Source organism: Duganella paludis (assembly GCF_054461335.1).
On record NZ_CM136922.1, the window covers coordinates 2555512 to 2570638 of the forward strand.

Below are 15127 nucleotides of genomic sequence, written 5' to 3' on the forward strand. Positions count from 1 at the left end.
CTATCCCCGGTTATTCATTTCGTATCCGGAGATTGTAACCAGTTCGCGCCGGCCTTGCTTAAGCGTTGGCTGCGTCGGATGGGTAGCGCAGGCCGATCTGCGCGCGGATCTCATCCAGCGTACCCATGATGGCCAGCGTTTCGGCGTGCGGCATCACCGGGCTTTCGATCAGGCCGGCGCGCAAGCAGCGGCCGACTTCCTGCGCTTCATGCGTGTAGCCGTTGCCGCTCTTAGGCAGCGACAGCGTACGTTCGTTGCGCGAGGCGCCGTCCACCACCGTGACGGTAATGGTGTCGGTGTTGTGGAAGCGGTCGTGCAGGCGCACAAAGCCCTTGGTGCCGGAGATGGTCAGCTCGGTCGGCGTGCGCGAACGCAGGCTGCAGGCGCAGGACGATACGCCGCCGCCTTCGTGCGACAGCGTGAACGCGGTCTGCATGTCGACGCCGGTGGCGGTCATCTCCGCCTGCGCCTTGACGCCGGTGACGCCGCCGAGGAAGAACGACGCCATCGACAACGGATAGATGCCCAGGTCCAGCAGCGCGCCGCCACCCAGCTCCGGCGCGAACAGGCGGTGCTCAGGGCCGGCGTCCGAGGTGAAGCCGAAATCGGCGGTGACGTTGGCCGGCTTGCCGATCTCGCCGCTGTCGACAATGCGCTTAGCTTCCACCACGGACGGCATGAAGCGCGTCCACATGGCTTCCATCACAAACAGGTTTTTCGCGCGCGCCAGGTTGATGATGTCCTCGGCCTGGCGGCGATTCATGGTGAACGACTTCTCCACCAACACGGCCTTGCCGCCGTTGAGGCACATCAGCGCGTTCTCGTGGTGCATGGGGTGCGGCGTGGCGATATAGATCACGTCCACCGCCGGATCGTCGGCCAGCGCCTGGTAGCTGCCGTGGAAACGCTCGGCGCCGTATTCCTGGCCGAACTTGGTAGCGCTATCGACGGAGCGTGAAGCAACCGCTGCCAGGGTTGCGTCGGGCGTGTCTTTCAATGCGGTGGCGAAGGCTTTGGCGATTTTGCCCGTGCCCAGAATACCCCAGCGAATCGGCTGCGTCATGGCGTGCACTTTCTGCCGCGTGGCGGCGTGTTGGTTGATGTCGAAGCGTTTATTTTACTGCGGCTTGCCCGGCGGCGTCGGCACGCTTCGGCCGGAACACGGTGGTGTCGGCGTAGAAGGCGTCGTCCTGCTGCGGCCACCAGCCCGGTACGCCCAGCGCCTGCATAGGCGTGAAGCCGGCGGTGCTCAGGCCATCCTCGGCCAGCTGCTGCGCCACCGTCGCGTCTATCCATGCGCGGCGACCTGCGTGGTCCAGCGAAAAGAAGTCATCCGGCGCAAGCAGCACGCGTGTGTGCGCGGTGATGGCTTTGCGCGGCGCCACCAGCTTTTCCATCAGCGCGTGGCCGAATAGCCAGACCTGCGCGTCCGCTCCCCACATGCCGCGCCGTTCGACGAAAGCCTCGCGCCAGCGGTGTCCGCGCAGCGCTTCGACCAGCGCGTGGCCGTCGGCGTTGTCGCGCACCACCAGCAAGGCGGCGTTTTCATCGAAGATGGTGGCTCCGTCACGCGCGGGACCGCGCGATTTGCCGACGCCGTCGAGCGCGATCTGCGCCGCCTGCAAGGCGTTCAGCTGGACTTTGATGCGCGGGAAGGACAGCCATACCAGGCCGTTGAAGAAGTCGTGCAGGTTGTCGCGCGTCGGCACACAGCCGGTGGCGCCGATGTGCTGTTCGTAGGCCGTGCCGTCCGGCAGATCCTCCTGCTGGACGAAGGACAGCGGCAAGCCGAGATGATTGCGCAGGCCCAGTGCGGCGGCCTGCTTGCTGAATTCATCGCGGAAGTGCGCCTGCGCCGATGGCGCCAGGAGGCCGGCCACATCGCGCACGGATTCGTACCATGGACGCGACCAGTCGATTGCCTCCAGCACTTTGCTTACACCATTTTCCAGCTGATGGTTTCGCCGGCGTTGAGAGGCACTACCTCTTGCTCCGCCAGCGGCAGGGTTTCCGGCATGGTCCATTGCTCACGCTTGAGGGTGATGGTGCCCTCGTTGCGCGGCAGGCCGTAGAAGGCCGGGCCGTTGAAGCTGGCGAAGGCTTCCAGCTTATCCAGCGCGCCGGCGCGTTCGAAGGCTTCGGCGTACAGTTCCATCGCGTGCAGCGCGGTGTAGCAACCGGCGCAACCGCAGGCGGCTTCCTTGGCGCCCTTTGCGTGCGGCGCCGAGTCGGTGCCGAGGAAGAAGCGTTCGTCGCCGCTGGTCGCTGCGGTAACCAGCGCCAGGCGATGTTCTTCGCGCTTCAGCACCGGCAGGCAGTAGTAGTGAGGGCGAATGCCGCCCTTGAAGATGTCGTTACGGTTGTACAGCAGGTGATGCGCTGTGATGGTCGCAGCGATCGGGCCTTCGGCTTCCGCCACGTATTGCGCGGCGTGCTTGGTGGTGATGTGTTCGAAGACGATGTTCAGCGCCGGGAAATCGCGGCGCAGCGGGCGCATCACGCGCTCGATGAAGACGGCTTCGCGGTCGAACAGGTCGATGTCCTGGTCGGTGACTTCGCCGTGGACCAGGAAGGGCATGCCGACTTCCTGCATCTTTTCCAGCGTCTTGTAGCAGTTGGACAGGTCGGTCACGCCGGCGTCCGAATTGGTGGTGGCGCCGGCCGGGTACAGTTTGACCGCGTGCACGATGCCGCTCTCCATGGCGCGCACGATTTCGTCCGGCGGGGTGTTATTGGTGAGGTAGAGCGTCATCAGCGGCCCAAAATCCATCCCCTGAGGCAGCGCCGCGACGATGCGCTCGCGGTAGGCGATGGCGGCAGCGGTGGTAGTCACCGGCGGTTTCAAATTCGGCATCACAATCGCGCGGCCGAACTGGCGGGCGGTGTGCGGCAGCACGCTGGCCATGGTCGCGCCATCGCGCAAATGCAGGTGCCAGTCGTCTGGACGGGTGATGGTGATGGAGTCTGGGGTGTGTTCGAGGTCGGACATGGCGGCGGGCTCTCAAAATGCGAATAGCCGACATTTTACCTCGTTGCGGCAGTCGCTTGACAGTGCGTACACAAAGGCGTACGTTTGCTTGATCTATTCATAGGAGCCGCCATGGACATTATCTCCGCCAGCGAGGCCCGCGCCCGGCTCTACAACTTGATCAATGAAGACGTCGCGGTCCAGGAAACGCTGCATCTGCTCTCCTTGTCCGGCATGCGGGAATCGATCAATGCCGCGCGCGCGGAACCTCTGGCAGAGAGCAGCCGGGAGCTCTGCTGGTGAGCTAAAAACTGATGTATTCGCTCGCCAGCATTTACTCACATAGCATCAATATCACTCACCGCTTTGTCACGGCGCGGTAGTCTGCGCGGCCCAGGCTTTGGTGTCGGCCAGGATTTTGTCCAGGCGTGCGCGGTCGTAGACGGTGCCGTGGCTGATGACGGTGCGGATCTTGCGCGTGGCGCTGATGTCTTTCAATGGATTCGCATCCAGCACCAGCACGTCCGCTGACTTGCCTGCCTCCAGGCTGCCGTAGCGATCCAGCTTGCCGAGGAAGCGCGGGCCGTTGATGACGGCGCTTTGCAAAGCCTGCACCGGCGTCAGGCCGTAGTTCACGTACAGGCCGATTTCATCGTGCAGCGCCTGGCCCGGATAGTCGTAGGAATTGAGGAATCCCGCATCCGTGCCGGCGATGATGCTCACGCCTTCCTGCTGCAGGATCGGCAGCAGCGAAGCGGATTTCTCGAACACCGCCTTGCGCTGCGCAATCGCCGCCGCATCGTCCTGCGCCGCACGCTGCACGCGCCAGTCGTAAGTAGCGCGTAGGCCTTTGCCGATGTACTGCAAGGCTTCGTCATGCGAGTGGTCGTCGTGGTCTAGATAGGCCACCACGCGCGATACCGACAACGTCGGCACTATCGCCGTGCCTTTCGATGCCATGTAGCGGAACGAGCTGCGCGCAGTCGCTTCATCATACGTGGCTAGGCTTTGCTTGACGGCTTCCTTGCCGGTCAGCTTGCCGGCGGCAACCTGCTCGGTCAGTTCTTTTTCCTTCGGCGTCGCGGCGCGCAGCAGATACGATTGATGCTCCACCGTGCCCAGACCCGCGTCGAACATCGTCGCCAGCGTCAACTGCACCGGAATGTGGCCGGAGGTGCGCATGCCGCGCTCCTTGGCCTGGCGCAGCGCTTCCAGATAGATCTCCGGCTTCAAGGTGTTCTCGGTGATCTTGACGAAGTCCACCTTCTGCCCTTGCAGCTTGTCCAGCGCCTTGCTCACCTCTTCCGGCGTACCGACTTCGATCGTGCCTTTCCACAGCGGCTTGTAGCCTTCCAGCTTGGCGGCCGAGGTGAAGATGGTGGGACCTTCCAGCTGACGCGCATTGACCTGGTCGCGCCATTGCAGCACGGTGTCCGGCAGATCGCCCGAGCAATCGCGCACGGCGGTAATGCCGTAGGCCAGATACAGCTGCAGCAAATGCTTGTTCTCTTCAATCAGGGCCGGACCGCCGCCGAAGTGCACGTGGGTGTCCCACAGGCCCGGCATCAGGTATTTGCCCGGCAGGCTGATGGTCTTCTTGGCTGCGTACTGCGACAACTGCTTGTCGTCCACCACGGCCAGAATCGAGTCGCCCTTGAGCACCACCGATTTGCCAGTAACCGTTTTGCCGCCTGCGACGTCGATCAGAGTCGCCTTGGTCAGAACCAGGTCTGCGGCGATTTTGTCGGCGGCGTGCGCGCTGGCGATGAGCCCCAGCGTCAACATGGTGCCTGCTATTTTTCTCATGATCTCCCCCCCGTTAATTTGAACTTGGCGAGGATACTATCAGAGTCTAGCGCACGATGGCCACCCGCTTCTGCAGCTGCCTTGCCATCCATGAAAGCAGGCAGCACAAAACAAAGTAAACCAGTGCCACAAAGGTGTACATTTCCACAAGCCGGCCATCGCGCTGCGCCACCTTGCTGGCCGCGCCGACAAAATCGGGCACCGACAGCACATACACCAGCGACACATCCTGGAACAGCACAATGGTCTGCGTCAGCAGCACCGGCAGCATGTTGCGAAAGGCCTGTGGCAGCACCACGCGCGCCATCACCTGCCAGTAACGCAGCCCCAATGCCTGCGCCGCCAGCACCTGCCCGCGCGGAATCGCCTGTATGCCGCCGCGCATGATCTCGCAGTAGTACGCCGCCTGAAACAAGGTGAAGGTGATCAGCGCCGACCAGAAGGTGCCGACCTTCACCGGCTCCGCCGCGCCGATCATCCACGCCGCCACATACGGCACCAGAAAATAAAACCAGAAGATCACCAGCACCAGCGGCACCGCGCGGATCAGGTTGACGTAGCCAGCGGCGGCCAGCGCCAGCGGCTTGAAGGACGACATGCGACCCAGCGCCAGCAAGGTGCCCAAGGCCACGCCGCCCAGCATGGCCAGCACGGTCAGTTCCAGCGTGAACGCCATGCCGACCTGGAAAAGATAGACCCACGAACGACCGATCACGTCGAAGTCAAAGTGCGTGAACATCACCGTGCTCCCAAGGTACCGGGCAGCGCCAGCCGCCGCTCCAGCAAGCGCATGGCGCCGATCACCACCAGGTTGACCAGCACATAGATCAAGGTGGCTGCGGAAAACGCCTCGAACACCTGGAAGGAAAACTCCTGGATCGCCCGCGCGCTGGCGGTCAGCTCCATCAAGCCGATGGTCAGCGCGACGGAACTGTTCTTGATGATGTTGAGGAATTCGCTGGTCAGCGGCGGCAGGATGATGCGCAGCGCCAGCGGCAGCAGCACCAGCCGATAGGTCTGCGGCAGGCTCAAACCCAACGCTTGCGCAGCCAACCGATGGCCGCCGGCCAAGGCCTGTATGCCGGCCGTCACCTGCACAGCTACTCGCGCCGAGGTGAAGAAGCCGAGACACACCACCGCTGTCACAAAGGGCGCATTCGGCAGCGCCTTCAGCCAATCGCCCGCCGTTTGCGGCAGCAGCTCCGGCGCCACGAAGAACCACAGGAACATCTGCACCAGCAGCGGCACGTTGCGGAACAGTTCAACGTAGGCGGTGCAGGCCAGCGCCAGCCAGCGTTGCGGCAGCGTGCGCAGCGCGCCCACCGTAAAGCCGAGCAGCAGCGCCATCACCCAGCCGGCCAGCGAGGTCGCCAATGTCCAGCCTAGGCCGGCCCACAGCGTGTCCGCATAGGTATGCACGCCGTCCGGCGACAGCTCGCCGAAGATGCGCCAGTTCCAGTGATAGTTCATCGCACTGCGTAGGCGGCGGGATCGGGCGAGTCGGTCGGCTTGGCGATCACCGCCTTCAGCTGCGCCGACATCGGGAAGTTGAGGTTGATGCCCTTGGGAGGTATCGGACTCTGGAACCACTTGCGGTAGATCGCCGCGAATTCGTCCGACTGGTAGACCCACACCAGCGCCGCATCCACCACCGCTTTAAACGCCGGATCGCCGCGCCGCATCATGATGCCGTAAGGCTCAACCGACAAGGCCTGCTGACTGATGACGTAGTCGCCGGGATTGCGCGCGCTGGCGATCTGGCTGGCCAGCAGGATATCGTCGTTGGCCTCGGCCGCCGCGCGCCCGGTTTCCAGCATCAGGAAGGACTCGGGATGGTCCTTGCCGACCACGATGTTCATGCCCAGCTTGCGCTCGGCGTTCAGCATGGTCATCTGCTTGAGGGTGGTGGTGCCGGCGGTGGCCACCAGGGTCTTGCCCTTCATGTCATCCAGCATGCGGATGTTGGAGGATTTCTTCGACAGCAGTCGGTTGCCGATCACGAACATGGTCGGCGCGAACGCCACCTGCTGCTGGCGCTCGGCGTTGTTGGTGGTGGAGCCGCATTCAAGGTCGATGGTGCCGTTGGCCATGAGCGGTATGCGATTGGCCGAGGTGACCGGATTGAGCGCGACCTTGAGCGGAACGCCAAGGTGCTGCTGCAAAGCCGTCACCACCCTCATGCACAGGTCGACCGCGTAACCGCGATACTGCTGCTGGTCGTCCAGGTAGGAGAAGGGAATCGAGCCGTCGCGCACGCCGAGCGTGATGCTGCCGGTGCGCTTGATTTTGGCCAGCGTGCCGCCGGCATCTTGTGCTGCGGCCTGCCCCGTGAGGCAGGCCGCGATAAACATAATTACCCGCATGAATGACATGATTCCTCCCTAAGCAGAAATAATGCACCGAGCGCGTAAGCACTTTATTTAATGGATGATCCTCGCCAGGAAATCGCGCGCGCGCTCGGAGCGCGGGGTGGCGAAGAACTCCTCCTTGCCGCTGTCTTCCAGAATGCGGCCCTGGTCCATGAACACCACGCGGTTGGCCACCTTGCGGGCGAAGCCCATTTCGTGGGTGACCACCATCATGGTCATGCCGTCCTGCGCCAGGCCGACCATCACATCCAGCACTTCGTTGATCATTTCCGGGTCCAGCGCAGAGGTGGGCTCATCGAACAACATGGCGATCGGGTCCATCGCCAGCGCGCGGGCAATCGCCACGCGTTGCTGCTGGCCGCCGGACAGCTGGTTCGGGAACTTGTCCTGCTGCGTCAGCAGGCCGACCCGGTCCAGGTACTGCAAGCCGCGCGCATTGGCCTCGTCCTCGCTGCGGCCCAGCACCTTGATCTGCGCCAGCGTCAGGTTCTGGCGCACGGACAGGTGCGGGAACAACTCGAAATTCTGGAACACCATGCCGATGCGTGCCCGCAGTTTAGGCAGATCGGTGCCGGCCGCGCCGACCGACACGCCATCCACCATGATCTCGCCCTGCTGGAACGGTTCCAGTCCGTTGACGGTCTTGATCAGGGTGGACTTGCCGGAGCCCGACGGGCCGCAAATCACCATCACGTCGCCTTTAGCCACGCTGGTGCTGCAATCAGCCAACACTTGGAATTGGCCATACCATTTGCTGAGATTTTTTATCGCTATCATATATACTGCGGAACTTGCTTAATGTTTCATCAGCTTACAAAGCTAACATACGAACTTGCGCTAGCGCAGCCAACCCTGCCAAAGCCTGCGTCCAAAAGAGACACTACCACGGGAACCACAGAACATGCAGAAAAAAAGCCGATTGACCACTTACATCCTCCTGGGCCTGGCACTCGGGATTATTACCGGCTACTTTGCCCATGATCATCTTGAGAATCCGCTCGGCTTTGCCGACACCCTCTCGCTGATCACCACGCTGTTCCTGCGCCTGATCAAGATGATCATCGCGCCGCTGGTCTTCTCCACGCTGGTGGTCGGCATTGCCCGCATGGGTGATGCGTCGGAAGTGGGCCGCATCGGCATCAAGACCTTGGGCTGGTTCTTCCTGGCCTCGGTGATGTCGCTGAGCCTGGGCCTGATCCTGGTCAACCTGTTCCGTCCTGGCGACGCGCTGCTGGGCCACATGGCCGCCACCGCCGCCAAGGCCGACCTGGCCACGTCCAGCCTGACCCTGAAAGACTTCGTCACCCACCTGGTGCCGTCGTCGATCGTGGACGGCATGGCCAAGAACGAGATCCTGCAGATTGTGATCTTCTCGCTGTTCTTTGGTTCCGCTGCTGCTGCGGTGGGCGCCAAGGCCAACCCGCTGGTCGATGCGCTGGACGGCGTGGCCCACGTGATGCTCAAGGTCACCGGCTACGTGATGAAGTTCGCGCCGTTTGCAGTGTTCGCGGCGGTTGCCGGCACCATCGCCAAGAGCGGCCTGGGCGTGCTGTCGACCTACGGCGTGTTCATGGCCGAGTTCTACTTCGGCATCGCGCTGCTGTGGGCCTTGCTGATCTTCATCGGCTTCCTGTTCCTGAAAGGTCGCGTGTTCTCGCTGATGAAGGAAATGCGCAGCCCGGCGCTGCTGGCGTTCTCGACCGCGTCGAGCGAAGCGGCGTATCCGAAAACGCTGGAAGGCCTGGAACGTTTCGGCGTGCGCAACCGCATCGCCGCGTTCGTGCTGCCGATCGGCTACTCGTTCAACCTGGACGGTTCGATGATGTACTGCACCTTCGCCACCGTGTTCATTGCACAGGCGTATGGCATCGAAATGTCGCTGGGCCAGCAGATGACCATGATGATGGTGCTGATGCTGACGTCGAAGGGCATGGCCGGCGTACCACGCGCCTCGCTGGTGGTGATTGCCGCCACGCTGAGCCAGTTCAACATCCCTGAGGCGGGCATGCTGCTGCTGCTGGGCATCGACCACTTCCTGGACATGGCGCGCTCGGCCACAAACGTGATCGGCAACGGCGTGGCAACCGCAGTGGTCGCCAAGTGGGAAGGCGAACTGACCGACCCGCTGCAAAACGGCGACCTGGCCGTCAAGCCCCTGCCGTAAGCAACACCACCAAACAGAAGGCCACCTCGCGGTGGCCTTTTTTTCGTCACAACCAAGTGCGCTTTCCTTCCGGCTTGGCTCCCATCTCGCGCAAGCTGCGCCGCAGACGAAAGTTATCAACCGTCGCGCCAACCAGCGCCAGCAGCATGATGATGCTCATCGCATCGCTGCCAAAGAACCTGAAAAACAGCGCCGCACCGCCCGCGCACAACAGGCCGGCAATCAGCAACATCAAACCATCTTTCATCGCGTCCTCCGCTATGCAATAGGTCTTCGGAGCGTAGTCTGCGCGGCCATGATGCGCTTTGCGGCAGCGCATATCAAGCAAGCGGGGCTGTTGTGCGGAATCGTTAGTTGGATTGGCGCTTTTCGCAATTGCGATGCCGCCGGCGCTGATGCACCATCTGGAGATAATTCTATTTGTTTGGATGGAGACGATATGACTGCTTCGCGGCGCACTGCGCTGAAGACTTTGCTGGCTGGCGCGGCGGCGGCGCCGCAGTTGGTGCACGCTGCGGCGGAACCGAAATGGGCGCGTGGCGTCGAGGGGCAGCGCAAGGCGGACCTGGGCAACGGCACCTTCCTCAACCCCATCCTCGCCGGCGACCATCCCGATCCCACCATCCTCAAGGACGGCGACGATTACTACATGACGTTTTCGTCCTTCCTGTCCTACCCCGGCGTCATCATCTGGCACTCGCAAGACCTGGTGAACTGGCAGCCCATCGGTCCCGCCCTCACCAAACCGCTCGGCAGCATCTGGGCCATGGACCTGGTCAAGCACAACGGCCGTTACTTCATCTACATCCCCGCCGGCTCCAGCATCTACGTCATCTGGGCCGACAACATCAAAGGCCCGTGGAGCGATCCGATCGACCTGAAAATCGAAGGAGCCATCGATCCTGGCCACGCCGTCGGTGAAGACGGCAAGCGCTACCTGTTCGTCAACGGCGTGCGCCGCATCGCGCTCACCGACGACGGCCTGGCCACCGCCGGCAAGCTGGAAAAAGTCTACGAGCCCTGGCGCTATCCGAAAGAATGGGTGGTGGAGATGTTCGCCCCCGAAGGCCCCAAGCTGCTCAAGCGCGGCGAATGGTTTTATCTCGTGATGGCCGTCGGCGGCACCTCCGGCCCACCGACCAGCCACATGGTGATCGCCGCGCGCTCGCGCTCCATCCACGGCCCATGGGAAAACCACCCGCAAAATCCGCTGGTACGTACCCACAGCGCCGAAGAGAAATGGTGGTCGCGCGGCCACGCCACGCTGGTCGAAGGCCCTGCCGGCGATTGGTGGATGGTCTACCACGGCTACGAAAACGGCTACCGCACGCTGGGCCGTCAATGTCTGCTCGAACCTATCGAGTGGACCAAGGACGGCTGGTTCAAAGCCAAGGGTGGCGACCTGTCCGCACCGCTGCCAATGCCGAAGAAAGGCAAAACCCAGCAGCACAACTTCGCCAAGTCGGATGATTTCAAAACGCTGAAATTCGGCGTGCAGTGGAGCTTCTTTAATCCGGGACCGGACGAGATGAAACGCGTGCAGCACACGCCAGGCGTACTTTCCATCAAAGGCAAAGGCACGTCGCCGGTGGACTGCTCGCCGCTGACCTTCATCACCGGTGACCGCGCCTATGAAGCCACCATCACCATGGACATCGGCCCTGATGCGGAAGGCGGCCTGCTGCTGCACTACAACGAGCGCGCCTACGTCGGCATCGGCTTCACGCCGACGCAGATGAAAACCTTCGCCCACTCGCAGGAACAAAGCTGGATGCGTGAAAAGATGGATGTCTCCACCGTCCATATCCGTGTGCGGAACGACCGTCACATCGTGACCTTCCATTACTCGCTGGACGGCGCCAACTGGATACAGCATTCGTGGCAGATGGAAGTCTCGGGCCTGCACCACAACGTGTTCGGTGGTTTCGCCAGCCTGCAGCCCGGCGTGTACAGCGCGGGCGCAGGCGTGGTGAAGTTGCGCGATTTCAGATATCGCGCTTTAGCTTAGATCTGCTCGGCGTAAGTCTTCACCAGCTCGTGCAGGAAGACGCGGCCTTCCATCAGCGACTGCACGCCGATGTATTCATTCAGGCCGTGGATATTGCCCAGGTCCGGCGTCAGGAAAATCCCGCTGATCCCGTAGGTCGGAATACCGGCCGCGTTGAGGAACTGGCCGTCGGTGGCGCCGGACTGCAGGATCGGCATCACCGGCACGCCAGGCCACATCTTCGCGGTCAGCTTCTCCACCGGCTCCATGATGGCGCGCGTCAGCACCGGCGGCGGCGCGTTCTCGCCGCGAATTTCCAGCGTCTCCACTTTCACCGCAGGATCGTTGATCGCCTTCACCAGCGCCTGGCGCACGGTCTCCTGCGTCACACCAGGGAAGATGCGGCAGTTGACGTTGGCGCGGGCGCGCTGCGGCAGCGCATTGGTGGCGTGGCCGGCATCGAGCATGGTCGCCACGCAGGTGGTGTGCAGCATGGCCGCCCAACTGGCGTCGGCCTTCGATACGGTGGAAACGGCCTTGGCGTCGGCGGGGTTTTTCACCACGGCCTTCATCGCATCGGCGATTGGCTTGTTGCCGGCGTCGAGCTGAATCTTCGCCATCGCGTTCAGATAACCCTTGCTGCCGTCGGTCAGCTGGATCGGGAATTCATAGCCCTGCACCTTGGTCAGCGCGCCAGCCAGGTGATAGATGGCGTTGTCCTTCATCGGACGCGAGCTGTGGCCGCCGCGATTGACCACTTCCAGGCGATAGTTCTGCGCCACCTTCTCGCCGGCCTGCACGGTCATCGACACGCGCTTGCCGGTTGCATTCAACTCGCCACCCGCGCCTTCGTTCAGCGCATAGCCGGCGTCGATCAGCTCACGACGGTTCTTAGTCAGCCATTCCGCGCCGTTGAAGGCGCCGGCGGTCTCTTCGCCGCAAGTCAGCGCCATCTTCAGCGTGTGGCGCGGCTGGTAGCCTTCCTGCTTGAAGCGGATCAGCGAATCGGCCCAGATCGCGGCTTGCGCCTTGTCGTCCACCACGCCGCGCGCGTAGAACTTGCCGTCTTCCTCGATCAGCGTGAACGGATCACGGGTCCAGTCTTCACGCTTGGCTTCCACCACGTCGATGTGCGCCAGCAGCAGGATGGCTTTCGCCTTCGGATCGCGGCCCGGCATCACGGCCACCAGGCCGCCCTCTTTCGGATGCGCCGGGTCGGCGAACAGGTGCAGGTCAGACTCAGGGAAGCCGGCCGTCTTCAGGCGCGCGGCGATGCGCTCGGCCGCCAGCGTGCAGCTGCCGGACGACAGCGTGGTGTTGGTTTCAACCAGCTCTTTGTAGAGGGCGCGGAACTGCTGTTCAGTTGGATCGGCAGCGTAGGCACTTTGCACGCATGCCAGCATGGCGGTTACTGCACCCAGAACAAAACGAGACTTCATGGTCGATCCCTTTAGGTAAACTAACTTAAACTACTTTAAACTATATTCACAGTGTCTTCTTCGTCAGCCTTGGCCTGCTGGCGCTCCCACATTTGAGCATACAGTCCGTCCGCTGCCAATAGGGATTGATGCGTTCCGCGTTCGACGATACGGCCGTGATCGAGCACCAGGATCTGCTGCGCGTCGGCCACGGTGGACAGACGGTGCGCGATCACCATGGTGGTACGCGTGCGCGAGATTTCCTTCAACTGCGCCTGGATCGCCTGCTCCGCCTTGGAGTCCAGCGCCGACGTGGCTTCGTCGAAGATCAGGATGGCGGGATTCTTCAGCAGCGTGCGGGCGATCGCCACACGCTGCTTCTCGCCGCCCGAAAGTTTCAGGCCACGCTCGCCCACCATGGTCTGGTAACCGTCCGGCAGGGTCTCGATGAAATCGTGGATCGACGCGGCGCGCGCGACGGCCACGATTTCGTCATGCGTGGCGCCCGGCTTGCCGTAGGCGATGTTGTATTCGATGGTGTCGTTGAACAGCACCGTATCCTGCGGCACGATGCCGATGGCGTGGCGCACCGAGTCCTGCGTCAGCGAACGCAGATCCTGGCCGTCGATGGTGATGCCGCCGGCGTTCACTTCGTAGAAGCGGAACAGGAGTCGCGACAAGGTCGACTTGCCCGAGCCGCTGTGTCCCACCACCGCCGTGGTGGTGCCCGGCGCGATGGTGAAGTCGACATCGAACAGGATCTGGCGCTTCGGATCGTAGCTGAAGCCCACGTGGTTGAAGCGCACCTGTGCGCCGTGCGTGACCAGCGGCTGCGCATCCTTGGCGTCGGCGATCTCGCGGTTCTGGTCCAGCAGCGAGAACAGCTTCTCCATGTCGGCCAGGCTTTGCTTGATCTCGCGGTAGATCACGCCGAGGAAGTTCAGCGGAATATACAGCTGGATCATGAACGCGTTCACCAACACCAGATCGCCCAGGGTCATCTTGCCGTCGATGACGCCCACCGTCGCGCGCCACAGGATCAGCGTCACCGCAATCGCGATGATCATCGACTGCCCGGTGTTCAGCAGCGACAGGGAGGTTTGCGACTTAACAGCGGCGCTTTCATAGCGCTGCAAGCCTTCGTCGTAGCGCTTGGCCTCGTACTCTTCGTTGCCGAAGTACTTCACCGTTTCGTAGTTGATAAGCGAATCGATGGCCTTGGTGTTGGCCTTCGAATCCAGCTCGTTCATAGTGCGGCGGAAGTGCGTGCGCCAGTTGGTGATGATGATGGTGAAGCTGATGTACGACACCAGCGCCACCGCAGTGATCACCGTAAACCAGATGTCGTAGTGCGTGACGAGGTAGCCCAGCACCAGCGTGATCTCCACCAGCGTCGGCAGGATGTTGAACAGCGTGTACGAGATCAGCGAGCCCACCGCGCGCGTGCCGCGTTCGATATCGCGCGTCATGCCGCCGGTCTGGCGGTTCAGGTGGAAGCGCAGCGACAGCGCGTGCAGATGGCGGAACACCTGCAGCGCGATGGTGCGCACCGCGCGCTGGGTCACACGCGCAAACAGGAATTCGCGCAGCTCGGTGAACAGCGTGGTCGAGACGCGCAGGATGCCGTAGGCAACCAGCGCGCCGAGCGGCAGCACCAGCAAGGCCTGCGGATGCGAGGGCGTGATGGTCAGCGAATCGATGAGTTTCTTCATCACGACCGGCACGCCGACGTTGGCCAGCTTGGCGCCGACCAGGCAACCCAGCGCCAGCAGCACGCGCCATTTGTAGACCCACAAATAAGGGATGAGTGTTTTCAGGGTAGCGGCATCGCTGCGTTGCTGGGCGGCTGTGCTGGCTGGGGCTGGCTGGGAATCGGCGTAACGGCGCATGGCGGATCTTGGCTTTTTATGGTTCAATCCCGGTAATTGTAGCCCCTGAAGAGAAATCACGATGACCACGCCTCAAAATCCCGCCACCAACGCCAACAATCCCGTCACCGCCGTCAATCGCGGCCTGCCTGCCGGGAAGATGCCGGAACTGCGCATGATGCCCGCGCCTTCCGACGCCAATGTGTACGGCGACGTCTTCGGCGGCTGGATCATGGCGCAGGTCGACATCGCCGGTTCGCTGCCGGCCACGCGCCGCGCCAACGGCCGCGTCGCCACCATCGCGGTGAACTCCTTCGTGTTCAAGAACCCGGTGTTCGTGGGCGACCTGCTGTCGTTCTATGCTGATATTGTCAAGGTTGGCAATACGTCCATCACCGTGCAGGTCGAGGTGTACGCGGAGCGCAACCGCCTGCAGGCCGACACCGTCAAGGTCACCGAAGCCACCCTGACCTACGTGGCCACCGACTCCGACCGCAAGCCACGCAAGGTGCCGTCGATCGAGACCTTGATCCAATCCTGACCTCCA

The 15127-nt window shown here is 62.5% G+C and carries 15 protein-coding genes; 4 read left to right on the plus strand and 11 right to left on the minus strand.

Annotation, left to right across the window (positions count from 1 at the left end; genetic code table 11):
• Window positions 1–58: 58 nt before the first annotated feature.
• From ACXZ1M_RS11560 to pyrC, 3 genes are read right to left on the minus strand one after another with little or no spacing between them, the layout of a single operon-like run.
• Window positions 59–1063, minus strand: coding sequence for a Gfo/Idh/MocA family protein (locus ACXZ1M_RS11560; protein WP_459053305.1), 1005 nt, complete (start codon window positions 1061–1063; stop codon window positions 59–61).
• A gap of 49 nt (window positions 1064–1112) precedes the next feature.
• Complete coding sequence (locus tag ACXZ1M_RS11565) at window positions 1113–1931, minus strand: DUF3025 domain-containing protein (protein ID WP_459053306.1); 819 nt, start codon at window positions 1929–1931, stop codon at window positions 1113–1115.
• Window positions 1932–1936: 5 nt separating this feature from the next.
• On the minus strand, window positions 1937–2989 hold the full coding sequence (gene pyrC, locus ACXZ1M_RS11570; protein WP_459053307.1) for a dihydroorotase: 1053 nt from the start codon (window positions 2987–2989) through the stop codon (window positions 1937–1939).
• A 111-nt stretch (window positions 2990–3100) separates the two neighbouring features.
• On the opposite strand from pyrC, the gene ACXZ1M_RS11575 reads away from it, so the two are divergent.
• Window positions 3101–3271 (plus strand): type II toxin-antitoxin system prevent-host-death family antitoxin, encoded by a 171-nt coding sequence (locus ACXZ1M_RS11575; RefSeq protein WP_459053308.1) that lies wholly within the window; start codon window positions 3101–3103, stop codon window positions 3269–3271.
• 66 nt (window positions 3272–3337) lie between these two features.
• On the opposite strand, the gene ACXZ1M_RS11580 is transcribed toward ACXZ1M_RS11575, so the two are convergent.
• Genes ACXZ1M_RS11580 through ACXZ1M_RS11600 form a run of 5 tightly spaced genes read right to left on the minus strand, consistent with a single transcriptional unit; the run spans window position 3338 to window position 7920 of the window.
• Entirely contained in the window at window positions 3338–4774 is a 1437-nt protein-coding gene (locus ACXZ1M_RS11580; RefSeq protein ID WP_459053309.1) for an amidohydrolase family protein, read from the minus strand.
• Between the two features lie 46 nt (window positions 4775–4820).
• Complete coding sequence (locus ACXZ1M_RS11585; RefSeq protein ID WP_459053310.1) at window positions 4821–5513, minus strand: amino acid ABC transporter permease; 693 nt, start codon at window positions 5511–5513, stop codon at window positions 4821–4823.
• Entirely contained in the window at window positions 5513–6244 is a 732-nt protein-coding gene (locus ACXZ1M_RS11590) for an amino acid ABC transporter permease (protein WP_459053311.1), read from the minus strand. Before ACXZ1M_RS11590 ends, ACXZ1M_RS11585 begins: the two co-directional genes overlap by 1 nt.
• Window positions 6241–7137 (minus strand): amino acid ABC transporter substrate-binding protein, encoded by an 897-nt coding sequence (locus ACXZ1M_RS11595; RefSeq protein ID WP_459053312.1) that lies wholly within the window; start codon window positions 7135–7137, stop codon window positions 6241–6243. Before ACXZ1M_RS11595 ends, ACXZ1M_RS11590 begins: the two co-directional genes overlap by 4 nt.
• Window positions 7138–7194: 57 nt before the next feature.
• A complete protein-coding gene (locus ACXZ1M_RS11600; RefSeq protein WP_459053313.1) occupies window positions 7195–7920 on the minus strand; it encodes an amino acid ABC transporter ATP-binding protein in 726 nt (241 codons plus the stop codon).
• Between the two features lie 124 nt (window positions 7921–8044).
• On the opposite strand from ACXZ1M_RS11600, the gene ACXZ1M_RS11605 reads away from it, so the two are divergent.
• Complete coding sequence (locus tag ACXZ1M_RS11605; RefSeq protein ID WP_459053314.1) at window positions 8045–9307, plus strand: dicarboxylate/amino acid:cation symporter; 1263 nt, start codon at window positions 8045–8047, stop codon at window positions 9305–9307.
• Window positions 9308–9353: 46 nt separating this feature from the next.
• Here ACXZ1M_RS11605 and ACXZ1M_RS11610 read toward each other — a convergent pair whose 3' ends face one another.
• Window positions 9354–9554 (minus strand): hypothetical protein, encoded by a 201-nt coding sequence (locus ACXZ1M_RS11610; RefSeq protein WP_459053315.1) that lies wholly within the window; start codon window positions 9552–9554, stop codon window positions 9354–9356.
• Window positions 9555–9746: 192 nt separating this feature from the next.
• Between ACXZ1M_RS11610 and ACXZ1M_RS11615 the strand changes: the two genes are divergently transcribed.
• Window positions 9747–11315 (plus strand): family 43 glycosylhydrolase, encoded by a 1569-nt coding sequence (locus tag ACXZ1M_RS11615; protein WP_459053316.1) that lies wholly within the window; start codon window positions 9747–9749, stop codon window positions 11313–11315.
• Here ACXZ1M_RS11615 and ACXZ1M_RS11620 read toward each other — a convergent pair.
• Both ACXZ1M_RS11620 and ACXZ1M_RS11625 read right to left on the minus strand, forming a co-directional pair.
• Entirely contained in the window at window positions 11312–12733 is a 1422-nt protein-coding gene (locus tag ACXZ1M_RS11620) for a M20/M25/M40 family metallo-hydrolase (RefSeq protein WP_459053317.1), read from the minus strand. The genes ACXZ1M_RS11615 and ACXZ1M_RS11620 overlap by 4 nt on opposite strands.
• Before the next feature lie 35 nt (window positions 12734–12768).
• Window positions 12769–14601, minus strand: coding sequence for an ABCB family ABC transporter ATP-binding protein/permease (locus ACXZ1M_RS11625; protein WP_459053318.1), 1833 nt, complete (start codon window positions 14599–14601; stop codon window positions 12769–12771).
• Between the two features lie 61 nt (window positions 14602–14662).
• On the opposite strand from ACXZ1M_RS11625, the gene ACXZ1M_RS11630 reads away from it, so the two are divergent.
• Window positions 14663–15121, plus strand: a complete 459-nt coding sequence (locus tag ACXZ1M_RS11630) for an acyl-CoA thioesterase (protein WP_459053319.1) — start codon at window positions 14663–14665, stop codon at window positions 15119–15121.
• Window positions 15122–15127: the final 6 nt, after the last annotated feature.

What these genes read in the sequence shown, in the direction of transcription:
- ACXZ1M_RS11560 (WP_459053305.1), bottom strand. Translation starts at nt 1,063, where the DNA reads ATGACGCAGCCGATTCGCTGGGGTATTCTGGGCACGGGCAAAATCGCC.
- pyrC (WP_459053307.1), bottom strand. Translation starts at nt 2,989, where the DNA reads ATGTCCGACCTCGAACACACCCCAGACTCCATCACCATCACCCGTCCA.
- ACXZ1M_RS11575 (WP_459053308.1), top strand. Translation starts at nt 3,101, where the DNA reads ATGGACATTATCTCCGCCAGCGAGGCCCGCGCCCGGCTCTACAACTTG.
- ACXZ1M_RS11580 (WP_459053309.1), bottom strand. Translation starts at nt 4,774, where the DNA reads ATGAGAAAAATAGCAGGCACCATGTTGACGCTGGGGCTCATCGCCAGC.
- ACXZ1M_RS11585 (WP_459053310.1), bottom strand. Translation starts at nt 5,513, where the DNA reads ATGTTCACGCACTTTGACTTCGACGTGATCGGTCGTTCGTGGGTCTAT.
- ACXZ1M_RS11590 (WP_459053311.1), bottom strand. Translation starts at nt 6,244, where the DNA reads ATGAACTATCACTGGAACTGGCGCATCTTCGGCGAGCTGTCGCCGGAC.
- ACXZ1M_RS11595 (WP_459053312.1), bottom strand. Translation starts at nt 7,137, where the DNA reads ATGCGGGTAATTATGTTTATCGCGGCCTGCCTCACGGGGCAGGCCGCA.
- ACXZ1M_RS11600 (WP_459053313.1), bottom strand. Translation starts at nt 7,920, where the DNA reads ATGATAGCGATAAAAAATCTCAGCAAATGGTATGGCCAATTCCAAGTG.
- ACXZ1M_RS11605 (WP_459053314.1), top strand. Translation starts at nt 8,045, where the DNA reads ATGCAGAAAAAAAGCCGATTGACCACTTACATCCTCCTGGGCCTGGCA.
- ACXZ1M_RS11610 (WP_459053315.1), bottom strand. Translation starts at nt 9,554, where the DNA reads ATGAAAGATGGTTTGATGTTGCTGATTGCCGGCCTGTTGTGCGCGGGC.
- ACXZ1M_RS11615 (WP_459053316.1), top strand. Translation starts at nt 9,747, where the DNA reads ATGACTGCTTCGCGGCGCACTGCGCTGAAGACTTTGCTGGCTGGCGCG.
- ACXZ1M_RS11620 (WP_459053317.1), bottom strand. Translation starts at nt 12,733, where the DNA reads ATGAAGTCTCGTTTTGTTCTGGGTGCAGTAACCGCCATGCTGGCATGC.
- ACXZ1M_RS11625 (WP_459053318.1), bottom strand. Translation starts at nt 14,601, where the DNA reads ATGCGCCGTTACGCCGATTCCCAGCCAGCCCCAGCCAGCACAGCCGCC.
- ACXZ1M_RS11630 (WP_459053319.1), top strand. Translation starts at nt 14,663, where the DNA reads ATGACCACGCCTCAAAATCCCGCCACCAACGCCAACAATCCCGTCACC.